This window comes from Chryseobacterium sp., assembly GCF_022869225.1.
Lineage (GTDB): Bacteria > Bacteroidota > Bacteroidia > Flavobacteriales > Weeksellaceae > Chryseobacterium.
The window spans coordinates 1,276,491-1,300,917 of sequence record NZ_JALIHL010000001.1 but is presented as its reverse complement, the minus strand read 5'-3'; the positions used below and the strand labels follow the sequence as shown (position 1 = coordinate 1,300,917).

Below are 24,427 nucleotides of genomic sequence, written 5' to 3'. Positions count from 1 at the left end.
TAAATTATCGTTAACACAAATGCTTCTATCTTAGCCGACAAGAAATACCCTGAATGAAAAATCTTAACATCAAGGCCGTTTTATTTTTAAACTATTTTGTCTTCGCAATTCTTCTGAATTCTGTGGGAACAGTGATCCTGCAGGTACAGCAGAATTTTGGAATCTCAAAATCTTCGGCCAGCGTTTTGGAAGGATTTAAAGACCTTCCGATTGCGATATGTTCTTTCATTCTGGCCTCATTTCTTCCGAAGATCGGAATCAAAAAATCGATGCTGATTGCTTTATTGCTGGTAAGCTGTATGTGTTTTGTAATGCCGTTTACCAATGATTTCTGGGTATTTAAATTATTATTTGCAACCGTAGGGGTTTCTTTCGCATTGATTAAAATATCGGTTTTTACTTCTATTGGACTGGTAACGGAAACAGATAAAGAACATTCCAGTTTTATGGGATTTCTGGAAGGGTTTTTCATGATCGGGGTATTGGCAGGAAATGTTTTATTCAGCTTATATATTGATGATCATCATCCGAAATCTACCGGATGGCTGAATGTGTATTGGATTTTGGGAGGACTTTCAGCCTTATCTTTTCTCTTCTTATTCTTTTCAAAACTGAACGAACAGGAAGCTAAAAGTGAGAAAACAGATGTATGGGGAGATTTGAAAAACAGTGCAAGTTTATTCAGCTATAAAAAAGTGTTGTGCTTTTTATTGTGTGCCTTCCTTTTTGTACTGGTAGAACAGAGTTTTCAGACCTGGACACCTACTTTTTATAAAGAAATTTTAAAAGTACCTACCTCAATGAGCATTCAGGCGGGAGCTGTTTTAGCAGGAGCTTTTGCGCTGGGAAGATTTTTATCGGGATTTTTCTCCAAGAAATTCAGCTGGATCTATGTCGTTTCATTTTGTGTAATGGGCTTTGCAATAAGTTTATTATTGGTATTGCCGTTGACTCATGATATTCATATTGATACGCAGACAAGCTGGCTGAATGCTCCTCTTGTCGTGTATTTGTTTCCTTTGATGGGAGGATTGCTGGCTCCCATTTATCCGAGTATTAATTCTGTGATTTTGGCTTCAATACCGAAATACCTGCACAGTGCGATGTCAGGTTTGATTGTGGTTTTCTCTGCCATCGGAGGAACCATTGGTTCTATTATTACCGGTTTTGTGTTTCAGGAATTCAGCGGGCAGCAGGCGTTCTATCTTTCCCTGATCCCCCTTTCTTTACTGATCACATCAGCTGTTTTCATGAATAAATTAAAAATAAATCCTAAAAAATAAAGATGAGTACTCAGTTTTACATACATGATATACAATCCCTTTTTGATGATGTGCAAAAGTCAAAGATCTTTGAAGATCAAAAAATGATGACCGATGCAGTTCCGTTATTTCCCATTGGAGAGATCAATGCGAAATATACAAAAGAAAAAGAGACCGATGGCTTTGACCTGAAAAATTTTGTGATGACCCATTTTGATTTTTTGGGAGCAAGAGTTTCAGTCCAGAGAGCAGAGCATCTTCCGATAGCGGAACATATTGAAAAACTATGGGATGAACTGACCCGTACAGCTTATGAGGAAAAAGGAACGCTTTTAAAATTACCTAAACCTTACATCGTTCCGGGAGGACGTTTCAATGAGTTTTTCTATTGGGATAGCTATTTTATCATGCTCGGGCTGCAGGTTTCCGGCAGGGTGGAAATGATGGAAAATATTGTGGAAAACTGTTCCTACCTGATCCAGCATATAGGCTTTGTTCCCAATGCAAGCAGGACTCATTTCCTAAGCCGTTCACAGCCGCCGTATTTCTCGCTGATGCTGGATCTTCTTTTTGAAACGACCAATGATGGGGAAATCTATACGAAATATCATGATACTTTGGAAAAAGAATATGCTTTCTGGATGAATGGGGAAAAAGGGATCGGAAGTGATTCCAGTGTGAAAAGAGTGGTGAAGACTAAAGACGGTGATCTTTTGAACCGTTATTATGATGCAGAAAATGCACCACGTCCTGAAAGCTATCTGATCGATATCAAAGATCATAAAAGTGCGTCTGGCGATGAATTTTACAGAAACATAAGAAGTGCCTGTGAATCGGGCTGGGATTTTTCCAGCAGATGGTTTGCTGACGGAGAACATATACAGACGATAGAAACGCTGAATCTTGCGGAGGTTGATCTGAACTGTCTTTTATGGCATCTTGAAATGACATTGTCAAAATCTTCGGCGCTTCAGAATCTCCGGGACAAAGAAAAATATTTTGCTGAAAGAGCCGCAAAGCGAAAACAGATGATCAGCAAATACTTCTGGGATGAAGATGCCAAAATTTATAAAGATTATCACATCCAGAAAAATACAAAAACGCCGTCTGAACATATTGCAGCTCTTTACCCTTTATTCTTGGGACTTGCAGACCAGAAACAGGCAGAGGGGGTCGCCAGAAATATTTCGGAAAAATTTCTTTACCAGGGCGGACTGGTCACCACTACTAAAAAAACAGGCCAGCAGTGGGATTTACCCAATGCATGGGCACCTTATCAATGGCTGGGCTTTACATCCATGAAGAATTATGGCTTTAATGAATTGGCAGAAAAAATAAAAAATAACTGGTGTTCGAATGTAGAAAGAGTCTACCAAAACACTGGAAAACTAATGGAAAAATACAATGCATTAGATACAGAAACAATTGCAGGCGGCGGGGAATACCCCAATCAGGATGGATTCGGTTGGACCAATGGAGTGTATTTACAATTACAACAAAACTGAAACTAACAAAAAAAAATAAGGCTATGAAAAAAAAATCAATCTTTTTATTCGCCGCTACAGCTACATTGTATTTCAATAATGCTTATGCTCAGGAAACGCCGCAGGATTCAGCGAAAGTTTCCTCTATCGATCAGATTGTCATTACAGGAAATTCAAATCCAAAGAAGAAAATAGAATCGAGTACTGCCATTTCAACTTTCAGTGCCAAGGAAATTCAAAAGCAGAATCCTATCAGTGCTGCTGCTTTATTACAGAGAGTTCCTGGATTTGCTGTGGAAACATCAGGAGGGGAAGTCGGCAATAATCTTTTTGCGAGGGGAATTCCTTCTGCGGGAGCGTACGAATTTGTACAGGTACAGGAAGATGGCCTTCCCGTTTTTGAGGATGGAGCTCTTCAGTTTGCCAATGCTGATAATTTTTTCCGTGTAGATAATACGGTAAGCCGTCTTGAAGCATTGAGAGGAGGTTCCGGCTCCATTTATGCAAATAATTCTCCCGGTGGATTGATCAACTTTATTTCCAAAGAGGGAACTAACGATTTTAAAGGAGCAGCCAAGCTTGAAACCGGTACCTACGGATTAATGCGTACAGACCTTAATCTGGGAGGAGCTTTGGTGAAAGATAAATTGTTTTTCAATATAGGAGGTTTCTACAGAACGGATGACGGAATCAGAAAAACTGGTTTCAAAGCAAATAACGGAGGCCAAATAAGAATGAATCTTAAATATGTCTTTGATAAAGGGTATGCTAAGGTGTATTATAAGAAACTGGATGACAGGAATACATTCTTCCTTCCGATTCCTTTAGTACAAAATGGAAATGATCTGAAAGGATTCTCTGGTTTTGATCCTAATTACGGAACATACAGTTACAGGGCGATCAGCCAGCTGAATATTCCACAGGCCGGAGGCGGATTTTTCAGCAGAAACCTGGAAGATGGAATTCATCCGAAAGTTGATGTCCTGGGAGCCGAGTTTAAATACGATCTTGGAAATAACTTCAGTGTTTTAAATAAAACCCGATATACCGATATCAATATGAGCTACACAGGGATTTTCCCTGCAGGAGGCCCGAAGACAGGATCTGAATTTGCGAAGAATAATGGGATTTCCGGAAATACCTATCAATATTCATTGGTAAGTAACGGGGCAATTGTGAATCCGGCCTATGTACAGGAATTAGGATTCTGGGCAATTGACAAGCAGATGAATAATTTTGTCAATGATCTACAGTTCAATTATAAGTTTGATCAAGGTAATGTGACCGCAGGTTTCTATAAATCCAACTGGAAATCTCACCAATACTGGAACTGGAGTAATATTCTGGCTACGGCTACAGACAGGCCGCAGCTTTTGAACCTAGTAGATACATCCCTAAATCCATCAGATACCGGATACTCGAAAACATATAATGGGGTTACAGCTATGACTTTCCTGCAGAGAGATACCCAGACCCAGGGAAGTCTGAATGATCTTTATGTAAACTTGGATTACAATATTACAGATGCTTTGAGTGTGAATGGAGGCCTGCGCTACAGCCATGATTACTATAAAGGTAATTTTGCCAATACGACAACTTCCAATTTAAATAATTCAGGGTTAACAACAGATGGAACCCATAGTTTTGCTACTACTACGGCTGACGATCATATGAGCGTGCTGGGAAATAAATTTACCTATTGGAATTACACTATAGATAAGGTTTCGTTTACATTGGCTGCTAATTATAAGATCAACAGAGAAAATGCAGTGTATGCTCGTTTTTCTAATGGTTTCAGATCACCGAACGAAGAGGCCTATTATAATTATTTCTCCAATCCAAATCCTGATAAGCCATTAAAATCAGTCCTGACTAATCAGCTGGAAGTTGGTTATAAGTATTATTCCCGTACTTTTGATGTAACAGTGATCCCATTTTATTCTACATTGAAAAACCTTTCCTTTACAGATATTTTTTCAAATGGGAAATCTGAAAATACCTTTGCCAATACAGAAAACTATGGGGTTGAGCTGGAAGGATACGCCCGTTTGTTCAATCATATTGTAGAAGTGACATTCAACGGAACGATCCAGAATCCTAAATATAAAGATCTGGAAGCAGGAAGCCTCCTTGAAGGAAATGTGGTAAGAAGAATGCCGAAGTTCTACTTTAATATTGCTCCGGCGGTGAATATTACAAAATCATGGCGGGCTTATGTAAGTATGAATTATTATGGAAAACGTTTTCAGGATGAATTAAATGTTCAGACATTGCCTTCTTTCACCGAATTTGGAGCGGGAATGTCATACCAGTTAGGGAAAATACGCTTTGCCGTGGATGGAACCAATATCTTCAATACGATCGGAATTACAGAAGGTGATCCAAGAGCCGGTTCTCCTACAGGTGACGGCATCATTATGGCAAGACCTATTATGGGAGCGGCTGCGAGAGCATCCATTACTTTAGATTTCTAAACTCTATTTTTTTATAACAACAAAACCGTCGGAAATACTGACGGTTTTGTATTTTTATGTTCTCTCGCAGATTAAGCATATTCCACATGTTTTAATGCTAAGCGCAAACATCTGCTCAATCTGAGGGAGTTTTTATAAGTCAAAATAATAAGAGCTGTTTGATAGGCCTAAGTTTGAACCCTGAACACTCTCAAATATTCTCAAACCCTCCGACTTTCAGACTCGTTTACTTCAAGAACGGATTATACTGCTTTTCAAAGCCAATCGTGGTAGGATTTCCATGGCCTGAAAATACCTGAGTGTCATCATTTAACACAAAAAGTTTAGTTTTGATCCCATCGATAAGCTGCTCATAGTTTCCTTTATAAAGATCTGTTCTTCCGATACTGCCTTCAAAAAGGACATCACCTGAGATCATGAACTTTTGTTTCTCATGATGATAAACAACACTTCCTGGAGAATGCCCCGGAACGTGATAGATCTTGAATTTCTCCCCATCCAGATCCAGTTCTTCCCCTTCCTTGATGTATTCAATATCTACTTTTACGGGATCTATACGCATTCCGAATCTCACGCCACTCGCCTGAAGCATATCCAATACCTCCTGATCTTCCTGATGCATAAAGACCGGTATCTTAAATTGGTCAAAAGCCCACTGCAGCCCAAAAACGTGATCAATATGGGCATGGGTAAGAAGAATTTTCTCAATATTTAAACCGTTTTCAGTGATAAAGCTATCAATCGCTTTGGTTTCCTGTCCGTTCATATTTCCCGGATCTATCAACCAGGCATTTTTATTTTCGTTGTAAATGATGTATGTATTTTCGCTTGCAAAATTGAAAACGAAGCTCTGAATCTGAAGCATGTCTGAATTTTTTTATTTCAAAAATACGATATTATTAAGAAAATGGCTATTTTTCGTTATCTTCGTCATAATGAAAACTTTGCGAATACTTTTACTCTCATTGGGTGGATTGGTGTATGGACAAAATATCCAGAGTATCCAGTTGTTCAACCCACAAACGAATGACGAAACTCCCGTAATTAAGTTCGGTGAGCAATTGGTTTTAAGCTTTGATGATCTTACCAATGCAAGTGAGATTTACCGATATACCATCAAACATTATGACAGGAACTGGAATGATGATAACCTGTTTTTTACAGAGTTTGCTTCAGGAAGCATGAATGGGCTTCTGGATCAGTTTCAGTATTCTTTCAATACGCTGCAGGCTTATACCCATTATAAACTGACTTTTCCGAATGATAAGATACAGCCCAAAATCTCAGGTAATTTTGAATTGATCGTTTATAAAGATTCTGCCGATAAACCCCTTTTTAAAAGAAGATTTTACCTGGTGGAAGATACTGCATCTCTCGCTTTGAATATTTCAAGGATCGCAGATGCAAAAAATCCTAATATCAATCAAAGGGTAGAAGTAAAGGCTGTTTCAAAAGGGGGAGACCTTTCCTCCAATGTCAATTCCATGACGTTGAACCTAATGCAGAACAACAATCCCAACATGGTTATTTCCAACCAAAAGGCCAGTGCTTTTTTGGGAAGCCAGCTGCTTTTTCAGCAGATGAATCTTACTTTTCCGGGAGATAACGAATTTTATTACTTCGATAATAAAAATATGAATACCCCTGCAGATATGGTTCGTGCTGTAGAGGTAAAAGAAGGGGTGAACCAGACGTATCTGCATCCTGTATGGGCGTTTCCTTTAAATTATCAGTACCAGCCTGATGTAAACGGAGCCTGGTATTACAGGAGAAATGATCTGGGAAGGGAAAGAGATGCGGAAAGGGAAGCTGATTATTCATGGGTATATTTTTACCTGGATTCAGACCCTGTGGATAAGGAGATTTATGTGCTGGGAGGTTTCAATAATTTTAAACCGGGTAAGGAAAATCAGATGCAGTATGATGCTGCCGCTAAGCAGTATGTTGCAAAGATATTTCTGAAACAGGGGTTTTATAATTATGTCCTGGCAACAAAAGAAGGGGATGGATCCTTAAATTTCGGAGAAGTAAACGGTAATTTCTGGCAGACGGAAAACTTATATCAGGCATTCTTATACTACACTCCTTTCGGAAGGAGCTATGATGGTCTGATGGGATATGGTGAGTTCAGAACCCCTATCGGAAACAAACGTTAAGTATTTTTTACATTTAAAATCATTAATAACTTATAAAATTACAGGAAAGTAAGTTATATATAGAAAATGGCTGTCTCGGGAAAGACAGCCGTTATTTGTTTGTAAACCTCCATGAATAAAAGGATTGTAAGGTTTTTATATATTAAATAGTAAGTTTAGCATAGTTAAAAAATTTTAATTCACAAAATGTTGATTTCAATTAAATATATTAATTGAAATTATTATTAATGATAAAATTATTTTTAAATTATTTTCTTTGTTTGAAAATCATTATTGTGGTTTATTTAGTGATTTATAATATCTATTGAATTTTATTCATCAATTATATCGTTTTATTGTGAAAAGTTTCTAAATTCGTTTTCACATTTAACAAATATTATTATGAAGACAAAGTTTATTTTAGTGGCAAGCGTTGCTGCTTGTTCTTTTGTTTTTGGACAAAACACACCATCAAAATTAGTTCCGGGAAAAAGTGGATTGCATGCAGAATTTTTGCGATTCGACAAAAATGGGCCTGCTTTTCAGGGGAACCCGGTTTTATTTGACGAAACCTCTCAGAGACTTTCACCCGGGCAGGCCCGTCAATTGGGATTGGAAAAAGACAGGCTGGGTTTTGAAACTCACAGATTTCAGCAGACAGTCAATGATATTCCTGTAGAATATGGGATGATGGCTGTACAAACTAAAGAAGGAAAAATTGTAGGAGAGTCGGGGAAATGGATTCTTAAAGTGCCTCAAGGTATAGAAAAAAAAGCAAGCATTTCTGAAAGTATTGCTTTGCAGAGCGCGCTGTCATTTGTAGGAGCAGATTTATACAAATGGCAAAATAAGGAAGAGGAAGAATTTATTAAAAAAGAATCTAATGATGGGAATGCCAGTTTTGCTCCAAAAGGGGAGCTGGTATACTATTCAGATCCTGCCGATGAAAAGCTGAACGATTTAAGACTGGCTTATAAATTCGATATTTATTCAGAAAAACCATTAAGCAGACAATATGTTTTTGTAGATGCTAAGAATGGAAAAGTATTGGGAGTAGATGCAATCATTCATGATGTCAATGCTCCGGGAACAGCAACAACAGGGTATAGCGGAAACAGAAATATTGTAGCAGACTCTTACAATGGAAGCTATAGGCTAAGAGAAACAGGAAGAAACGGAGGAACATCTGTAGAGACCTATAATTTGAAAAAAGGAACAAGTTATTCGTCTGCAGTAGATTTTACAGATACTGACAACGTTTGGAACAATGTCAATACCAATAAAGATCAATATGCAACTGATGCCCACTGGGGTGCGGAAATGACGCTGGATTATTATTATACCAAGTTTGGAAGAAAGAGCATCGATAATAATAATTTCGCTATAAAATCCTATGTTCATTATTCCACTAATTATTTCAATGCATTTTGGGATGGATCCAGAATGACTTATGGTGATGGAAGTTCTACGACAAACGGGGGCAAGCCATTGACCGCTATTGATGTTTGCGGCCATGAAATTACGCATGGGATGACCTCGAAAACGGCCAATCTTGTGTATCAAAGAGAACCCGGAGCATTGAATGAAGGCTTTTCCGATATCTTTGGAAATTCAATAGAACGTTGGGCAAGGCCTACCCAGGCCAGCTGGACACTGGGTGAAGATTTCAACTATGTCATCAGGGATATGTCAAATCCAAATGCATACAGCCAGCCGGATACTTATTTGGGAAAATACTGGAGAACTGCAACGACTTCTGGTTGTGTTAGTCCCAGCCAGTCTAATGATTATTGCGGGGTACATACCAATTCCGGAGTCCTGAATTTCTGGTATTATTTATTGGTAACAGGCGGATCCGGAACTAATGATAACGGCTTTGCCTATAATGTGACCGGGATCGGGCTGGATAAGGCAGGAGCAATTGCTTACAGAACATTAACTACTTATCTTACTTCTTCGTCTACGTATGCCAATGCAAGGACTTATTCTCTTCAGGCTGCAGCAGATTTATACGGCTCAGGAAGCAATGAGGTAACCCAGGTTACCAATGCCTGGAATGCAGTAGGTGTTGGAGGAGGAACTTCTGCGGCAGGACTTGTGGCTGCAGCATCCAATGCTTCTCCTTATACAATCAGTCCAAATCCGGCAACAGACAGATTTACGGTTGTATTTGATGGAAAAGCAGGAAAAGGAACGGTGGAATTGGTAAGCTTAGCCGGTAAGAGAGAAATTTCTGAAAAAGTTACTCTTACGGATGGGGAAAATAAGCTGAACATCCAGCTTCCGTCCAATATGCTTCCGGGCGTCTATATTGTAACGGTGAATGGTCAGAAAGCAGGAAATCTGATTAAAAAATAATCTTTAATATATTTTAAAACAGGCTGTCTCTCTTTTGAGGCAGCCTGCTTTTATATGTAATACACTGATTAAACCAGGTAAAAGTCATTCAGTTTTTCTTCACAAAGTGTTTTTACGACTTCAATCCACCGGTCTTCATCATTCAGGCAAGGGATATAATGGAAATTTTCACCGCCGCCATGCAGGAACTGTTCTTTTCCTTCTTCAGAGATCTCTTCCAGGGTTTCAAGACAGTCTGAAACGAAAGCAGGGCAAACAACAGCAAGGTTTTTTACTCCTTTTTTAGGAATGGTTTCCAACGTTTCATCCGTATATGGCTCAATCCATTTATCTTTTCCTAATCTTGACTGGAAAGAAACAATGGTCTTTTCTTTCGGAAGTCCCATTTTGGCGATAACAGCTTCTGTCGTTTTGTAACATTGATGTCTGTAGCAATAAGCATTGTGAGTATCTACCTGGCTGTTGATACAGTTTGCATCATCAATTTTACAAGTTTTTGAAGGGTCTGTCTTATAGATATGCCTTTCCGGAACCCCATGATAAGAAAACTGGAGTGCATCGAAGTTTTCAGGAAGTTTTTCCTTAATACTCTCTGCAAGACAGTTGATATAAATATCCCTGTTGTAAAAAGGTTGAATATAGTTGATTTTTATTTTCGGGAACTTCTTTTTTCTTACTTCTTCTGCCTTTTCAATCACTGTTTCCGTTGTACTCATCGCATATTGAGGATAGAGTGGGAAAAGAACGATTTCTGAAATACCCTGGTCAACCAGTTTCTGGATACCGGTTTCAATGCTGGGTTCAGCATAACGCATCCCGATTTCCACAGGTACATCTACGCATTTCTGAAGTTTTTTCTGAATCTTTTCAGTGATGACAATGAGTGGAGATCCTTCATCTGTCCAAACTGTTTTATACGCTTCAGCAGATTTGGCAGGTCTTGTTTTTAAGATAATTCCACGCACAAGAAGAGCCCGGAAGATCCAGCGGTAATCAATTACCCTCTCATCCATCAAAAATTCATCAAGATATTCCTTTACGTCGTTTACTGCTGTAGACCTTGGTGAGCCAAGATTGACCAGTAAAATTCCTTTTTTCTCCAATATTTTTAATTTTAATATTATGAAACAGAATTTTTAAAATCTGTTACTAATTTTGAAACGCTGGCAAAGGTCTTGTTTTCAACCAGGCCATCATTATCAAATTTACCCTTTATACCTTTTATCAGCAGCTGATGAGCTGCTTCCGTTTTTGCTCCGAGAGTCTTTAAAATCAATAAAAGTTCCTCATGGCCTTTTTCCCCACTGGCCGAAGCGGTAATCACAGCGACCGGCTTATCAGAAAAAACAGTAGTAGAAACACACCATTCCAATAGATTTTTTACTCTGCCGGGAATACTGAAAATATATTCCGGTGTGGAAAATAAGACTCCCGCTGAATTGCTGATCTCTTCCCGGATTTTCACAACCTCTTCCGGAGTATCAAAATCCGTGAGTGCCGTATCAAAATGCGGAAGAACAGAAAGATCTTCATATATTTTGAAATCCATATTTTGATGGTGTTCCAATACCTGTTCGATCAGCTTCTGATTGCTGGAGTTTTTTGAAGCACTTCCAATAACGATCAGTATTTTGTTTCCGGGAGACATCTTCGGTTCGTTTATCCGTTTACTGCTTCTACTCTTTCTACGAGATCAGGAACAAATTGTTTTAAAATGTTCTCAATTCCGTTTTTCAATGTGGCAGTAGAACTCGGACATCCTGAACAAGCTCCCTGTAAAAGCATTTTTGCCGTTTTGCTCGCTTCATCATATTCCATTAAAGAAATTTTTCCACCGTCATTCTCCACAGCAGGAGCCACATATTCATTTAAGATGTCAGAAATCTTCTGCTCATTATCCGTGTATTCTCTGTTGATGATCTTTTCAACAGGATTTTCATGTTTCTGAGGCTCAGCCTTTGAGATTTCGCCTCCGTTTTGCAGGTAGTCAGCGATAAGAGAGCGAACAGCCATCATTACCTGATGCCATTCCACAGAATTATCTCTGGTAACAGCTACAAAATTATCAGAAATGAAAACTTCCGTTGCGAAATCAAACTCCTTAAAAATAGCCTGGGCTAAAGGAACTTCATCGGCAGCATCTCTTGATTTTACTTCTACGAAACCATCCATCAGTAATTTGCTTGAAACAAATTTCATTACATTGGGATTCGGAGTCATTTCCGCATAGATCTGATACATTTCTTTTTTCTTCTGAAGATAAATTCGGGGATTAGCCAATAATTCATCCTCAATCACATTCTTCAGACTTTCTGCAACATGTTCCCATTCTACAGTATCCTGTTTAGCTATGGCTACAAAATTAGCCGTAATGAAAATTCTTTCTACAAACGGATAATTAAAAAGTTCCTGTGCCAGAGGAATTTCTGAAACATCTGAGTTTTGGTCCAGCTCTAAAGATCCCGGAATAAGATTGTAATCTGTTACAAACTTCATCACTTTTGGATTTTCAGTTGGTTCTATAAGTACGGTACGCATTTTTTCGTTAAATTTGAGATACAAAAATACACATTAGAAGTTAGAAGCTGGAAGTTGAGAGTTAGATTTTTGCTATCGCTTTAATTTAGAAGTTAGATACTGAAAGTTAAAGGGGAGTGAATGATGATTTTCAAGGAAGCTTATTTTAAATTTTCAAATTAAAACTATGGCACTTGTAAAAGAACTTTTAGGAAAGATACCACAGATCGGAGAAAATACTTTTTTAGCTGAAACCGCTACCATTATTGGAGATGTTACCATGGGAAAAGACTGCAGCGTCTGGTATAATGCTGTGATCAGAGGCGATGTTCATTACATCAAAATGGGAGATAAAGTAAATGTTCAGGATAATGCAATGTTGCACTGCACCTATCAGAAATACCCATTGAATATTGGAAATAATGTTTCCATAGGCCATAATGCGATTGTTCACGGATGTACGATCAAAGACAATGTCCTGATAGGAATGGGAGCCATTGTAATGGATGCCTGTTTGGTGGAAGAAAATTCTATTGTAGGAGCAGGCTCCGTAGTGACCCAGGGAACTCATATTAAATCCGGAGAAGTGTGGGGAGGGGTTCCTGCAAAGAAAATTAAAGATATCAATGCGCAGCTATTGGAAGGAGAGGTGAATAGAATTGCAGATAACTATGTAAAATATTCATCATGGTATAAAGAAAACGTTAAAGATTACGAATTGTAAAGTATGGGCCTTGAGATACGGGATTCAAGATCTGATTCTGAAAAAGATTTTTGTCTGAAATCTGAGATTTCTCATTTCTCTGCATTATTAATATACTAATACATCCATACGAAAAAGCTCCATCATCTAATGGAGTTTTGTATATCAATCTTAGTGTAAAAACCCCTAAAGGAATTTGTAGTGATTGGATATAGAACCTTTGCTTTTATTTTTGATTATCATCCGGCATCACGAGTCTTACCTTTCCTTTCACGCATTTAAGAGAAGCAGGGGGCATAACCATTGCACAGTCAGACACGATATTATATTTTTCATTAAAGATCCTTACCTTATCCGTGTACTCATTGATTCTCGGAAGGATACTTGTTTCTATTTTTTTGGGATAAGCAATATATTGCTGAGGTCCGCCACAAGCTTTTACGCCCATGGGGGCAAATGTCCATTCACTGGCATCCGTACATTTTTCTCCGGACACTTCAGATTCAATAGAAGCTTTTAACCTGTCCAGCTGAGCCTGATCGTATTTCTGACTGTCTTCATCCGCAGGTCTTTCTGAAATATCAACAGGAAGATTGGTATTGGCATTCTTAGAGGTATTACAGGAAATCAAAGTGAATGAAGTGTATAATACTACCGCTGGGATATATATGAAAATTTTTTTCATAGTAGGCATTGTTCTTTTTAAGAATTTTCAAAACTTATGCCAAGGTAAGAAATTCAAATTCATTTCCGTATTTTTGACAACGATGAACAATCATTTTTTTGACTTATTAGAGTATACGAACAGAAGTGTCTTCCTGACCGGAAAAGCCGGAACAGGAAAAACCACGTTTCTTAACGATTTTGTAAGACGGACCAAGAAAAAACATATTGTGGTGGCTCCCACAGGGATCGCGGCAATTAATGCAGGCGGTGTAACCATTCACTCCATGTTTGGATTGCCGTTGAGAACCTTTCTGCCTACTACAGAAAGAATAGATACCAGTTTAGCGAATAATATTGCTGATCTGATGCCTCATTTTAAATACCGGAAAGATAAGCTCAAGCTTTTGAGAGAAGTGGAAATTATTATTATAGATGAGGTTTCCATGTTGAGGGCTGATGTGCTTGATATGATGGATTTTTCATTGCGGTTTATCAGAAGAAATAACCAGCGGTTTGGCGGGGTGCAGATGCTTTTTATCGGGGACCTTTACCAGCTTCCGCCGGTGGTGAGAGATGAGCATATTCTAAAAATGTACTACAATTCTCCGTTCTTTTTTGACAGCCATGCCATTAAAGATATTCCAATTGTCACGATTGAGCTGACGAAAGTGTACAGGCAGTCTGATGAGGAATTTTTGGAAATTCTGAATGCCATCAGGGATGGTGACGTGGCCAATATCGATTTTGACCACTTGAATAAAAGGTATGATCCTGACTTTGATATGGGCAAAGAATCCTACGTTTACCTGTGTTCCCATAACAAAATGGCAGATGAGATCAATCAGCAAAAGCTGGCAGAAATAAAAGTGGATGCCCAAACGTATGAAGCCAAGCTTGTAGGGGATTTTAAAGAAAACCAGTTTCCTAATGATCAGTTTCTGGAATTGAAAATAGGAGCGCAGATCATGTTTATCCGAAACGATGTTTCCGGCGAAAAGAAATACTTCAATGGGAAACTTGGAGAGATCATCGGGCTGGATGAAAATGAAATCCGTGTTGTTCTGGATGAAAGTGAACGGGAGATTACGGTGAAAAGAGAAACATGGGAGCAGAAAAAATATTTTCTGGATACTGATAAAACCATTCAGGAAGAAGTATTGGGAAGCTTTGAGCAGTTTCCTGTAAAACTGGCCTGGGCGGTGACAATCCATAAAAGCCAGGGATTGACATTTGATAAGGTAATCATTGATGCCGGAAAAAGCTTTACCGCAGGTCAGGTATATGTCGCATTATCACGCTGCCGGACGCTGGAAGGAATTGTTTTAAAATCAAAAATCACTCCTGAAGTTATTTTTAAAGATAACAGAATTCAGCATTTCCACACCGATACTGTCGCTAATGATCATGTTGAATCCATTCTAAACCAGGAGAAATATGATTACAGCATCAGAAAAGTACTTCGGACAATAGACTGCGTGTGGTTTTTAAAAGAGGTTGAAGAATGGAATAAGCTTTCCGTTGTGAGCAAAAATATCGACCATGTCAAAACCAACCAATTGTATCTTCAACTGAAACATGAGGCGGTTAATCTTGGAAAGATCTTTGAAAAACTGGAGAGAATTATTTTCCAAAAGGTGAATCATTTTATTGAGCAGAAAGAAGATTGGTCTGAAATTGAAAACAAGACAAAAGGAGCGGTTAATTTTTTCTTTACTGAAACCAGGGATAAAATTTTTAATCCTCTGAAAGAGTTCTATGCAGAAATCAAAGGAGCAAAAGGCTTAAAACAATATAACGAAGAGTTCAGAAACTGGCTGGAAGATATTGAAGAATATTTAAACAGCCTTAAAGAAATTCATCTTCTTGATACCAAACTGCTGGATGAAAAGAACGATAAGGAAATCAATCTGAAAATTGCAAAAGTGCCTTCACAGGTTCTAACTTTCCAGTTGTTTGAGCAGGGAAAGACCATCGGCGAAATAGCACTGGAAAGGGGGTTGGTAAAGGAAACCGTGATCGGGCATCTTGCCAAATTTGCAGAACAGGGACTTTTGGATATTTCAAGAGTGATCACTTCTGACAAGATCAAGGCTTTTGAAACGGAATTCTATAAAAATCCACACGAAACATTAACCGAGTGGAAGAATGCACTGCCAAATCATTTTGAATTTAATGAAATCAGGATTTTAATTAATCATTATAATTATAAAAAAGAGAAAAATAATTAATCATAACCTGGGTTCAGATGAGTATACTGAACCCAGGTTAAAATGAAAGCAGTTTTCTTTTATTATTTTCCCAATACCGGGCTCTAAAACCGTTATGTCTAAATTCGACCTCTGCATTTTCAATAGCAGTGAATCTTTTTTTATCTGTTTTAAGACATTCAATTATAGTGAAATGATTTTCATCAATATGATTAAAATCTACCAGTTTTAAATATTCCTCAATCGAATTCTTGTCAAGCATAATCTTACCTCCTCCAAACATATGCCTGTCCTGTCCATTTTTCTTTACCCCTGAAATCCAGTATTCTTCTCCTGTTTCTATATCGAAATGATTTCCACTAATTCCAGTGTTTTTAAGCTTTTTCAATGCTTTATCATTAAAATAAACGGTTTGGCCGGATTTTGAAAATTCGACCCTGCCAATCCACGCCGGTCCGTGGTGGCCGTAGGATTTGTTTTCAATATACATTACTTTTGATTTCATGCTTCTAAATTAGTAATTTTAATAATATTCATAATACCCATAAAGGCCTGCGCTCTTTGGAGGTAGAAACGATCTGTAATTTGTCGGTTAAGTTTGTCAACCATTGTATTCAATTTTTTAATTTGTTCATGTTCTGTGTTTCTGAAACCTCATTGTCCATTGTAATTTTATCTTCAATCAATTGCCTTACAGATTTTATCACCGCTTATAAGAACCGTTGCTGATAAGGCCATACAACTATTTTTCAGGGAATAGTTTCTATTCAAATAGACTGATGAAAAATTAAATTTTTAGCTACAAAAAAAATTAAAAATAACGCCTGTTTTCCAATAGTTTTTGCCTGAAATCAATGATTATACTTATCAATTACAAAAAGTAACTAATGCGGTTTTTATATTTTAAATTTGTTTGGTTTTTTCAGACCCAAATTTATAATTATGAAAAATTTTGAAATTTCTGTTTTAGATCTTGCTCCTGTAAAGCAAGGAAAAAGCATTCATGATACTTTTCAGGATAGCTTATCTCTAGCCAGTCACACTGAAAATTTAAACTATAAGAGATTCTGGCTGGCTGAGCATCACAATATGGAAAGTATTGCGAGTTCTGCAACAGCCGTTTTAATCGGTTTTATTGCTAACGGAACTAAAAAGATAAGAGTAGGATCTGGTGGTATTATGCTTCCCAATCACAGCTCTCTGATCATAGCAGAACAATTCGGTACCCTGGAATCTCTTTTCCCGGGAAGAATTGATCTCGGACTCGGCAGAGCTCCCGGAACAGACGGCTTAACGGCTCAGGCCCTGGGCAGAAACCCGGCGTTGATTAACGAACAGTTTCCAAGACAGATTTTAGAGCTTCAGCGTTATTTTTCCAAAGAAAATGCGGATGCCATGGTACGTGCCATTCCGGGAGAAGGGCTGGATATTCCGCTTTATATTTTAGGTTCAAGTACAGATAGCGCATGGCTGGCAGCAGAACTCGGTTTGCCATACGCATTTGCCGGGCATTTTGCTCCTGAACAGATGGAGATGGCGTTTAAAATATACAGGGAACATTTCGAGCCGTCAAAATATTTGGACCAGCCTTATATCATTGCCTGTGTCAACGGAGTCGCTGCAGAAACTTCTGAGGAAGCCCATAAGATTTCTACGACTCTATTCCAGGCATTTATCAATATTGTAAGAAACGACAGAAAACCTTTTGCACCTCCCGTAGATGATATGGATGAGATCTGGTCTCCCATGGAAAAATCTATGGTATTGCAGAAACTGAGATACACTTTTATCGGGGATCAGGCTGAAATTCAGGAAAAACTTAAAGATTTCCAGGAAAAATTCAATGTGGATGAGCTGATGATCAATTCCCATATCTATGATCATCAGAAAAGACTGAGATCTTACGAAATCATAAAGGAAGCAGTAAACTCTTTATCCCAAGCGTAATAAACCATTCATATTAATTGGCAAATGCTTATTTTTATGAGTATCTTTGCACAAATAAAAAGTAAAAATGTCCGATATTAAATTAAATACTATTCCGGAGGCTATTGAAGACCTTAGAAATGGTAAAATAATCATAGTAGTAGATGATGAAGACAGAGAAAATGAAGGTGATTTTCTTTGTGCTGCAGAGCTGACAACACCGGAAATTATCAACTTTATGGCCCTTCACGGAAGAGGGTTGATCTGTATGCCGCTTCCTGAAAAAAGATGTGATGAGCTTGGGTTAGAGGTTATGGTAAGCAGAAGCAGCGATCCTAAAGAAACTGCTTTCACCGTATCTGTTGACCTTTTAGGAAACGGAACTTCTACAGGTATTTCTGCAGGAGACAGAGCAAAAACAATTTTGGCTCTGATGGATGAAAAATCCAAACCTACAGACTTTATGAGACCAGGGCATATTTTCCCGCTTCGTGCAAGAAAAGGGGGAGTATTGAAAAGAGCAGGCCACACGGAAGCTGCCATTGACCTGACGCATTTAGCCGGCTTAAAAGAAGGCGGAGTGATCTGTGAGATCATGAACGAAGATGGAACCATGTCCCGTCTGCCGGAGCTTCATGCTTTTGCTCAAAAACATGATATGAAGATCGTTTCTATTGAAGATCTTATTCATTATCAGCTTAAAAAAGGAAACCTGGTTGAAAGATTGGAAGAAAGAAAAGTAAAAACGCATTATGGTGAATTTGACTTTTATGCTTTCAGAGAGACGTCCAATGACCAGATTCACTTTGCACTGACGAAAGGAGCATGGACCGTAGATGAGCCTGTTTTGGTACGCGTTCAGTCTTCAGATTCTTATTTCGATGTATTGACAAGATTAAATAACGGAGAAAAGCCATTGCTGGAAAAAGTAACCAATATGGTAAATGAAGCAGGAAAAGGAGCTGTTATTTTCATCAATAACGTTTCCAATTCTGAAAATACATTAAGAAAGCTGCAACAGTTCCTGAATTATCAGGATGGGCAGGAGCAGCATCCTACCGTAGCGTATAATTACAGAGATTATGGTATTGGAACTCAGATTTTAAAGAATCTGGGAATCAATAAGTTCAAAGTGATCACTCAAAACCCCAATATCAAACCTCAGGTGGGAGGATATGATGTAGAGGTTACTGAGATGGTGCAATTGTAATATAGAAATAGTCAATAAGAAATCAGTTTTGCTGAGAATGTATTGATCAACAATAATAAATAAAAGGTTTAGGATTTTTCTAAACCTTTTCTATTTTTAAACCATGACTGAGCCTTTAAAAGAACACATCAAAGGATATGTTGATATTTCAGATGAAAAGCTGGAGCAATATTGCAATGCCTTCAGACTTCAGAAAATAAGGAAAAAAGATTTCCTTTTACGGGAGGGAGATGTCTGTGAATTTGAAGGGTTTGTTGTAAAGGGCTGTTTTAAAGTATCTCATACGGATCACCATGCCGCTGAACAGATCTTATATTTTGGCATTGAAAACTGGTGGATTTCAGATATTGACAGTTTTGTGAACAGGATTCCTTCAAAGCTTATGATCCAGGCTATTGAAGACAGTGAAATTCTTCTTATTTCCAAAAAAGATAAAGAAAGGCTTTATCTGGAAATCCCCGAAGTAGAAAGACTCATGAGATTGAAGTTTCAGAGATCGATTATTGCATTGCAACGAAGAATTATTGATAATTTGAGTAAAACTTCAGATGAACGTTACCTTGATTTTCTAAAAGAATATCCCGAAACCGCTCACCGCCTTACCAATATACAGATTGCGGCCTATCTGGGAGTGACTCCCGAGTTTATCAGTAGAATCCGCAGAAAGATTGTAAAGAGCTAGTTATACCTTATATCATAAAAGTCACAAAGATTTTACTGCTTTATTGGAAGTAAAGATAAAACGCTGTGACTTTTGTGAGTTTAAAATTGTGTTTAAATTTTACAGTGTTATTTCGTCAAAGTTTCTGAAGCCGTTCAGGAAATCTTTTACCGTCATTCTTTTCTTTCCTTCTAACTGAAGTTCTTCCGGAAAATAGAATCCATCCTGGGTAAGGATCTTGAATTCATTTTTTGAAATAACTAAGGTTCCGGCAGGTTGGCCGTGGTTTGAAATTTCAAACTTTCCACCAAATATTTTGAGTCCTTTTTCTTCCTGACCTATTTTTAAAGTGGTGAATGCCGCAGGATAAGGAGACATTCCAAGAATAAACTGATGAACTGTTTTTGAAGGGGCATTCCAATTAATTTTGGTATCATCCTTAAATATCTTATAGGCATTTTTAGGATGCTCCACCTGTGGCTGAGGTTTTTCTTCAATTGCGTTTTCCGCCAGGCCGTCCAATGTTTTTACGACCAGTTGGGCACCCATCTCCATAAGCCTGTCATGAAGGCTTCCCGCATTTTCATCAGGTAAAATGGCGAGCTCTTCCTGAAGAAGAATATTTCCTTCGTCTATCTTTTCGTTGATGAAGAAAGTAGTGGCACCGGTTTTTTCTTCCCCATTAATAACTGCATAATTAATGGGAGCAGCACCTCTGTAATCAGGCAGTAAAGAAGCGTGAAGATTGAAGGTCCCCATTTTTGGCATTTCAAAAAGAATTTTAGGCATCATTCTGAAGGCTACTACTACAAAAACATCCGCATCCAGACTTCTCAGTGCTTCCAGAAATTCAGGATTTCTCAATTTCTCCGGCTGGAAAACCGGAATATTATTTTCTGAGGCATATATTTTTACCGGCGACTGATTAATTTTCTGGCCGCGGCCGCTTGCTTTGTCGGCAACAGTTACGACCCCCACCACTTGATGATGAGACTGGTGGATGGCCTCCAGTGAAGTTTTGGCAAACTCCGGAGTTCCTAAAAAAACGACTTTCAATGATTTCATACTGCAAAGATAAGAGTTTTGAGATCAAAGATGGAAGCGGGAGAAGGGTTTCGGGTGCGGAGTTTGAGGTTTTAGAATAAGCAGATTCTTTGAGAGCTAATCGTTGAGAATTGACAGGTTAAACTTGAGTTTTCAATCGTCTTATTTCTGATGTCTGTCAGATAAAATCTGAACCCCTGAAAATCTTACCTTTACCCCTTGGTTCTCAGCGCTCTTATTCTTCATTCACCTGGGATGCAAATGGGCCGCTAAGGATTATTGCTCATGCATTGACTCATTGCTCATGATTCAACGCATAGGTCCTGAAGTTCAGCATTTTTACTTTTCCCGAATCCAGCAGATAGATCAGGTTCTCTAAGATATTTTCTTTGGAATGATAGCTTAGCTGTACCGAAAGCTCTTCAATAGTTGAAGCTCTTTTGGCCAATACATTGATGATTTGCTGGGAAATATTTTTTCCGAAAATAGATTGTTTGTTCTTTTCACATACAGAGCACTGGCCGCAATTTTTTGAGTTTTTTTCTCCAAAATATGAAAGAATAAGTTTCATTTTACAGTAGTCTTTATTTTCTACATAAAATTTCATTTCTTCCCATTTCTGGATTTTATTCTTTTGGATATGTTCAAAAAGTTTCCAGTAGGCATTATTGATAACCCTTTCATCGCGGGGCTTTAAAAATTTGATGCTTGACAACGCTCCGTCAATATATTCCAGGTAGTTTTTCTGCTGAAGTTCTTTAATACGCTCTTTAATCAGAGGGATACTGACTTCGATCTTATTGCTTACCTGCAATTCACTGAACAAGACTTTATGCGTGCTAAGTCCCGATATGGTACGGAGAAGAAGTTCTATAAAATAAGCATCTTTCTGCGGTAATTGGTCTATTTCATCCGGTCGCATCAGGAGTTCCAGTGAAGATAAACTTTTATGATCATTGAAATAGATGACTTCCTGGTTGTGAAGAAAGCCAAGGACATTATTGATTTTTGCCTTTGACAGTTTGGTGAAGTTTTGTATTCCGGCAGTATTCAGCTGAAATGTTTTTTCCGGCAGTTCAAATTCAGCGACCTGAAAAATAGAATAGAGGTAGTTGATGATTTTTAAAAATTCGGCTTTATTGGGAATCTGGTTTTTTAAAATCTGATCAAAGTTTAAAAGTTCCTGTTTGCTCCAAAGCATAAAGGCAAAACTTTCCTTTCCGTCTCTTCCCGATCTTCCGATCTCCTGGTAATAATTTTCCAGAGACGCGGCAGGAGAGTAGTGGATCACGAAACGTACATTATCCTTATCAATTCCCATCCCAAAAGCATTGGTAGAAATCAGCACATGATTGTCACTGTTATTCCATACCGTTTGTCTTGAATTTTTTTCTTTTGCCGTTAAACCTGCGTGAAAGTAGTCTACATTTTTTAATTTATTTTTCTTCAAAAATTCTGCTAACAATTCTGCTTCTTTTCTGGTTCTTACATATACAATTCCGGAATCATTGGTATATTTAAGAATGTCGAAAACGCGTTGGAATTTATCAGAAACTTCTTCGGTAAAAATTTTAATATTGTCTCTTTTGAAGCTTTTTTGAAATAGGGAAGGTTTTCTGAGTTCCAGTTTAATTTTAATTTCTTCCAGCACTTTTGGAGTTGCAGTCGCTGTCAGTGCAAGACATGGTATTTCAGGGTTATTTTTCCTGAAATCTTTTATGTTTTGATAGCTGGGACGAAAATCCTGCCCCCATTCTGAAATACAGTGCGCTTCATCCACTGCTATAAATGACAGCTGGATATCCTGGATATTCTGTAGAAACTGGCTGTTGGTAAGCCTTTCAGGAGAGATGTATAATAATTTTGTAAGACCTTCCTTGCAGCGGCCATAGATGAATTCCGCATCGTATTCATCCAGTTCTGAAGAGAGATATTCCGCTTCTATACCGCGGAATTTAAGCTGATTTACCTGATCTTTCATTAATGCAAGAAGAGGAGAAATCACCAGGCATGTTCCTTCTTTAAGCAGAGCGGGAAGCTGATAGCAAAGAGATTTTCCTGCTCCTGTAGGTAAGAGGACCAAAGTATCTCTTTCATTAATAACGGAATTGATAATTTCTTCCTGAGAATCTCTGAAGTTGGTATAACCCCAGAAATACTTAAGAGTATCATATTTTAGCTTTTGAAAATCCTGCGGAGAAATCATGTGGTAAAAATAAGGAAAGTATCAAGACAAAAAAGCCACGCAATGCGTGACTTTCATATAATAATTAATAAGTTTATTATTTAGCTTCGAAGTATACTCTTCTGTTTGCTCTGTTTTTCCATTCAGGACATTTAGTAGCAGGCTCACATTCAGGGTATTTAAGGTCTTTTTCACCTTTTCCTACGGCATTAAGTTTTCCAGTTTGAACTCCGTTTTTGATCAGATAATTCTTAACGTTGTTGGCTCTTCTTTCAGATAGTTTTTGGTTGTAAGCATCAGTACCTCTGGTATCTGTAGCTCCAATTACATTGTAAGAACCGTTTGAAGAATTAATATAGTTGACAGCATTATTTAAGATTGGAGTATTTGACGGTAAGATTCTGTCAGAATTTAAGTCAAATTCAATTCCTTCCAATTTGGTTTCTGTTTCTACTACAGGTCCGGTAGTGGTGGTAGGGCAACCGTTGTTTTCTACAGGTCCAGGAACGGTTACACACTTATCGTAAAGGTCGATAACACCATCAAGGTCGGTATCAAGCGCTACACCGGCACCATCCACTCTTGCTCCTGCAGGAGTATCAAGTTGTCTGTCCCAATCATCGCATACTCCGTCATTATCGGCATCTCCTTTTTTACATACTTCGATATCCTGATTTTTGTTAGCCAGAACATCCAGTTTATAATAGATTTCCTGAAGCGGATCATGCCACATTAAATGGGATTCATGTTTTCCTAATTTCAGGGAAACCCCTAAAGTAGCATTGAAGAAGTTGTCGGAAATCTGCTCTGAACGTTTGTTGATCGCGCTGTAAGCATTACCGCCTCCATCAAATTCGTCATCACCGGTTACCACATACATCAATCTCCCTTCAATGTCAATTCTTCTGTTCACTTTGAATTTCAAACCTGTACCGGCCTGGAAGAACATGGAACCTAATTCAAAAGGCTTTACTTCAGTCATCAGTCTCTGTCCGCCGGCCCCTTTCTGGTAAGCTCTGTAGGCAATCGTACCGACCCCTGCATATCCGTGAAGTGCCCATCTGTAAGTAGAGTGGTTATCAACTCTTCTTAAAAGGTTCGAGAAGTTGATATCTCCCAAAATTGAGATAGCATCATACTGAGTTCTTGCCCCTACAGCAGTAGCATCAGGCGCTGAATCTTTGGTATTGAACCATCCTTGTCTTGTTTCTCCTCTGTCGTATTGTAAATTGATTCCAAAAGCATGAGTAATAGCTTTATCGATACTTACATACGCAGAATATCCGAAAAGATTTTTACCGTTACCATTCTTAATAGAAGTCAAATCTGCTGACTGAAGAAGTGGAACACCTACCCCTGCTGAGATCGACCAATCATTGAATCTTTTGGATTGATTGGTAAATGGGGAAACGTTGGCAGAGCCGGAAGAGAATGTATTGGGATACGTTCCATTTGAAACTGCCGTTGAGTCTTGTGCGTAGCTGGCGCTTGGAATAGCTAATGCTAGTGCAACAATTGCTAAACTTAATTTCATAGTGTTATTTTTTTAAGTTAAGTTATTTTAAATGATTTTATTTATTAAAAGCTAATTTTAC

The 24,427-nt window shown here is 38.2% G+C and carries 19 protein-coding genes; 10 read left to right on the top strand and 9 right to left on the bottom strand.

Going from position 1 to position 24,427, the window contains the following annotated elements:
• Positions 1–53: 53 nt before the first annotated feature.
• From MUW56_RS06110 to MUW56_RS06100, 3 genes are read left to right on the top strand one after another with little or no spacing between them, the layout of a single operon-like run.
• Complete coding sequence (locus tag MUW56_RS06110; protein WP_292012358.1) at positions 54–1,283, top strand: sugar MFS transporter; 1,230 nt, start codon at positions 54–56, stop codon at positions 1,281–1,283.
• A 2-nt stretch (positions 1,284–1,285) separates the two neighbouring features.
• Positions 1,286–2,767, top strand: a complete 1,482-nt coding sequence (locus MUW56_RS06105) for a trehalase family glycosidase (protein WP_292012357.1) — start codon at positions 1,286–1,288, stop codon at positions 2,765–2,767.
• Positions 2,768–2,790: 23 nt separating this feature from the next.
• Positions 2,791–5,220, top strand: a complete 2,430-nt coding sequence (locus MUW56_RS06100) for a TonB-dependent receptor (RefSeq protein ID WP_292012356.1) — start codon at positions 2,791–2,793, stop codon at positions 5,218–5,220.
• A 226-nt stretch (positions 5,221–5,446) separates the two neighbouring features.
• On the opposite strand, the gene MUW56_RS06095 is transcribed toward MUW56_RS06100, so the two are convergent.
• Positions 5,447–6,085, bottom strand: a complete 639-nt coding sequence (locus MUW56_RS06095; RefSeq protein ID WP_292012355.1) for an MBL fold metallo-hydrolase — start codon at positions 6,083–6,085, stop codon at positions 5,447–5,449.
• Positions 6,086–6,155: 70 nt separating this feature from the next.
• Here MUW56_RS06095 and MUW56_RS06090 point away from each other — a divergent pair, with 70 nt between their 5' ends.
• Positions 6,156–7,376 (top strand): type IX secretion system plug protein domain-containing protein, encoded by a 1,221-nt coding sequence (locus MUW56_RS06090; RefSeq protein ID WP_292012354.1) that lies wholly within the window; start codon positions 6,156–6,158, stop codon positions 7,374–7,376.
• 381 nt (positions 7,377–7,757) lie between these two features.
• Positions 7,758–9,713, top strand: a complete 1,956-nt coding sequence (locus tag MUW56_RS06085) for a M4 family metallopeptidase (protein ID WP_292012353.1) — start codon at positions 7,758–7,760, stop codon at positions 9,711–9,713.
• 68 nt (positions 9,714–9,781) lie between these two features.
• On the opposite strand, the gene hemH is transcribed toward MUW56_RS06085, so the two are convergent.
• The 3 genes from hemH to MUW56_RS06070 are packed head-to-tail and all read right to left on the bottom strand — an operon-like array spanning position 9,782 to position 12,251.
• A complete protein-coding gene (gene hemH / locus MUW56_RS06080; protein WP_292012352.1) occupies positions 9,782–10,816 on the bottom strand; it encodes a ferrochelatase in 1,035 nt (344 codons plus the stop codon).
• Between the two features lie 17 nt (positions 10,817–10,833).
• The gene (locus MUW56_RS06075; protein WP_292012351.1) at positions 10,834–11,361 is read right to left on the bottom strand and encodes an NADPH-dependent FMN reductase; all 528 of its coding nucleotides are present in this window, start codon (positions 11,359–11,361) and stop codon (positions 10,834–10,836) included.
• An 11-nt stretch (positions 11,362–11,372) separates the two neighbouring features.
• On the bottom strand, positions 11,373–12,251 hold the full coding sequence (locus MUW56_RS06070) for a NifU family protein (protein ID WP_292012350.1): 879 nt from the start codon (positions 12,249–12,251) through the stop codon (positions 11,373–11,375).
• Positions 12,252–12,417: 166 nt separating this feature from the next.
• Between MUW56_RS06070 and MUW56_RS06065 the strand changes: the two genes are divergently transcribed.
• On the top strand, positions 12,418–12,954 hold the full coding sequence (locus tag MUW56_RS06065; RefSeq protein WP_292012349.1) for a gamma carbonic anhydrase family protein: 537 nt from the start codon (positions 12,418–12,420) through the stop codon (positions 12,952–12,954).
• A gap of 205 nt (positions 12,955–13,159) precedes the next feature.
• Here the strand turns inward: MUW56_RS06065 and MUW56_RS06060 are convergent, their stop codons facing one another.
• The gene (locus MUW56_RS06060; protein WP_292012348.1) at positions 13,160–13,618 is read right to left on the bottom strand and encodes a hypothetical protein; all 459 of its coding nucleotides are present in this window, start codon (positions 13,616–13,618) and stop codon (positions 13,160–13,162) included.
• A gap of 82 nt (positions 13,619–13,700) precedes the next feature.
• Between MUW56_RS06060 and MUW56_RS06055 the strand changes: the two genes are divergently transcribed.
• Positions 13,701–15,827, top strand: coding sequence for a helix-turn-helix domain-containing protein (locus MUW56_RS06055; RefSeq protein ID WP_292012347.1), 2,127 nt, complete (start codon positions 13,701–13,703; stop codon positions 15,825–15,827).
• A gap of 37 nt (positions 15,828–15,864) precedes the next feature.
• Here the strand turns inward: MUW56_RS06055 and MUW56_RS06050 are convergent, their stop codons facing one another.
• The gene (locus MUW56_RS06050) at positions 15,865–16,311 is read right to left on the bottom strand and encodes a hypothetical protein (protein ID WP_292012346.1); all 447 of its coding nucleotides are present in this window, start codon (positions 16,309–16,311) and stop codon (positions 15,865–15,867) included.
• A 437-nt stretch (positions 16,312–16,748) separates the two neighbouring features.
• On the opposite strand from MUW56_RS06050, the gene MUW56_RS06045 reads away from it, so the two are divergent.
• The 3 genes from MUW56_RS06045 to MUW56_RS06035 all read left to right on the top strand — a co-directional run bounded on the left by MUW56_RS06045 (position 16,749) and on the right by MUW56_RS06035 (position 19,624).
• Positions 16,749–17,753, top strand: coding sequence for an LLM class flavin-dependent oxidoreductase (locus tag MUW56_RS06045; protein WP_292012345.1), 1,005 nt, complete (start codon positions 16,749–16,751; stop codon positions 17,751–17,753).
• A 67-nt stretch (positions 17,754–17,820) separates the two neighbouring features.
• The gene (ribB, locus tag MUW56_RS06040; protein WP_292012344.1) at positions 17,821–18,942 is read left to right on the top strand and encodes a 3,4-dihydroxy-2-butanone-4-phosphate synthase; all 1,122 of its coding nucleotides are present in this window, start codon (positions 17,821–17,823) and stop codon (positions 18,940–18,942) included.
• Between the two features lie 103 nt (positions 18,943–19,045).
• Positions 19,046–19,624, top strand: coding sequence for a Crp/Fnr family transcriptional regulator (locus MUW56_RS06035; RefSeq protein WP_292012343.1), 579 nt, complete (start codon positions 19,046–19,048; stop codon positions 19,622–19,624).
• A 99-nt stretch (positions 19,625–19,723) separates the two neighbouring features.
• Here the strand turns inward: MUW56_RS06035 and fmt are convergent, their stop codons facing one another.
• From fmt to MUW56_RS06020, 3 genes are all read right to left on the bottom strand, one after another.
• A complete protein-coding gene (gene fmt / locus MUW56_RS06030; protein ID WP_292012342.1) occupies positions 19,724–20,668 on the bottom strand; it encodes a methionyl-tRNA formyltransferase in 945 nt (314 codons plus the stop codon).
• Between the two features lie 274 nt (positions 20,669–20,942).
• The gene (locus MUW56_RS06025; RefSeq protein ID WP_292012341.1) at positions 20,943–22,853 is read right to left on the bottom strand and encodes an ATP-dependent DNA helicase RecQ; all 1,911 of its coding nucleotides are present in this window, start codon (positions 22,851–22,853) and stop codon (positions 20,943–20,945) included.
• 76 nt (positions 22,854–22,929) lie between these two features.
• Complete coding sequence (locus tag MUW56_RS06020) at positions 22,930–24,366, bottom strand: OmpA family protein (protein WP_292012340.1); 1,437 nt, start codon at positions 24,364–24,366, stop codon at positions 22,930–22,932.
• Positions 24,367–24,427 lie beyond the last annotated feature (61 nt).

Excerpts from the sequence above, each read along its gene's own strand:
- MUW56_RS06110 (WP_292012358.1), top strand. The coding sequence starts at position 54 with ATGAAAAATCTTAACATCAAGGCCGTTTTATTTTTAAACTATTTTGTC.
- MUW56_RS06105 (WP_292012357.1), top strand. The coding sequence starts at position 1,286 with ATGAGTACTCAGTTTTACATACATGATATACAATCCCTTTTTGATGAT.
- MUW56_RS06100 (WP_292012356.1), top strand. The coding sequence starts at position 2,791 with ATGAAAAAAAAATCAATCTTTTTATTCGCCGCTACAGCTACATTGTAT.
- MUW56_RS06095 (WP_292012355.1), bottom strand. The coding sequence starts at position 6,085 with ATGCTTCAGATTCAGAGCTTCGTTTTCAATTTTGCAAGCGAAAATACA.
- MUW56_RS06090 (WP_292012354.1), top strand. The coding sequence starts at position 6,156 with ATGAAAACTTTGCGAATACTTTTACTCTCATTGGGTGGATTGGTGTAT.
- MUW56_RS06085 (WP_292012353.1), top strand. The coding sequence starts at position 7,758 with ATGAAGACAAAGTTTATTTTAGTGGCAAGCGTTGCTGCTTGTTCTTTT.
- MUW56_RS06075 (WP_292012351.1), bottom strand. The coding sequence starts at position 11,361 with ATGTCTCCCGGAAACAAAATACTGATCGTTATTGGAAGTGCTTCAAAA.
- MUW56_RS06070 (WP_292012350.1), bottom strand. The coding sequence starts at position 12,251 with ATGCGTACCGTACTTATAGAACCAACTGAAAATCCAAAAGTGATGAAG.
- MUW56_RS06065 (WP_292012349.1), top strand. The coding sequence starts at position 12,418 with ATGGCACTTGTAAAAGAACTTTTAGGAAAGATACCACAGATCGGAGAA.
- MUW56_RS06060 (WP_292012348.1), bottom strand. The coding sequence starts at position 13,618 with ATGAAAAAAATTTTCATATATATCCCAGCGGTAGTATTATACACTTCA.
- MUW56_RS06055 (WP_292012347.1), top strand. The coding sequence starts at position 13,701 with ATGAACAATCATTTTTTTGACTTATTAGAGTATACGAACAGAAGTGTC.
- MUW56_RS06050 (WP_292012346.1), bottom strand. The coding sequence starts at position 16,311 with ATGAAATCAAAAGTAATGTATATTGAAAACAAATCCTACGGCCACCAC.
- MUW56_RS06045 (WP_292012345.1), top strand. The coding sequence starts at position 16,749 with ATGAAAAATTTTGAAATTTCTGTTTTAGATCTTGCTCCTGTAAAGCAA.
- ribB (WP_292012344.1), top strand. The coding sequence starts at position 17,821 with ATGTCCGATATTAAATTAAATACTATTCCGGAGGCTATTGAAGACCTT.
- MUW56_RS06035 (WP_292012343.1), top strand. The coding sequence starts at position 19,046 with ATGACTGAGCCTTTAAAAGAACACATCAAAGGATATGTTGATATTTCA.
- fmt (WP_292012342.1), bottom strand. The coding sequence starts at position 20,668 with ATGAAATCATTGAAAGTCGTTTTTTTAGGAACTCCGGAGTTTGCCAAA.
- MUW56_RS06025 (WP_292012341.1), bottom strand. The coding sequence starts at position 22,853 with ATGATTTCTCCGCAGGATTTTCAAAAGCTAAAATATGATACTCTTAAG.
- MUW56_RS06020 (WP_292012340.1), bottom strand. The coding sequence starts at position 24,366 with ATGAAATTAAGTTTAGCAATTGTTGCACTAGCATTAGCTATTCCAAGC.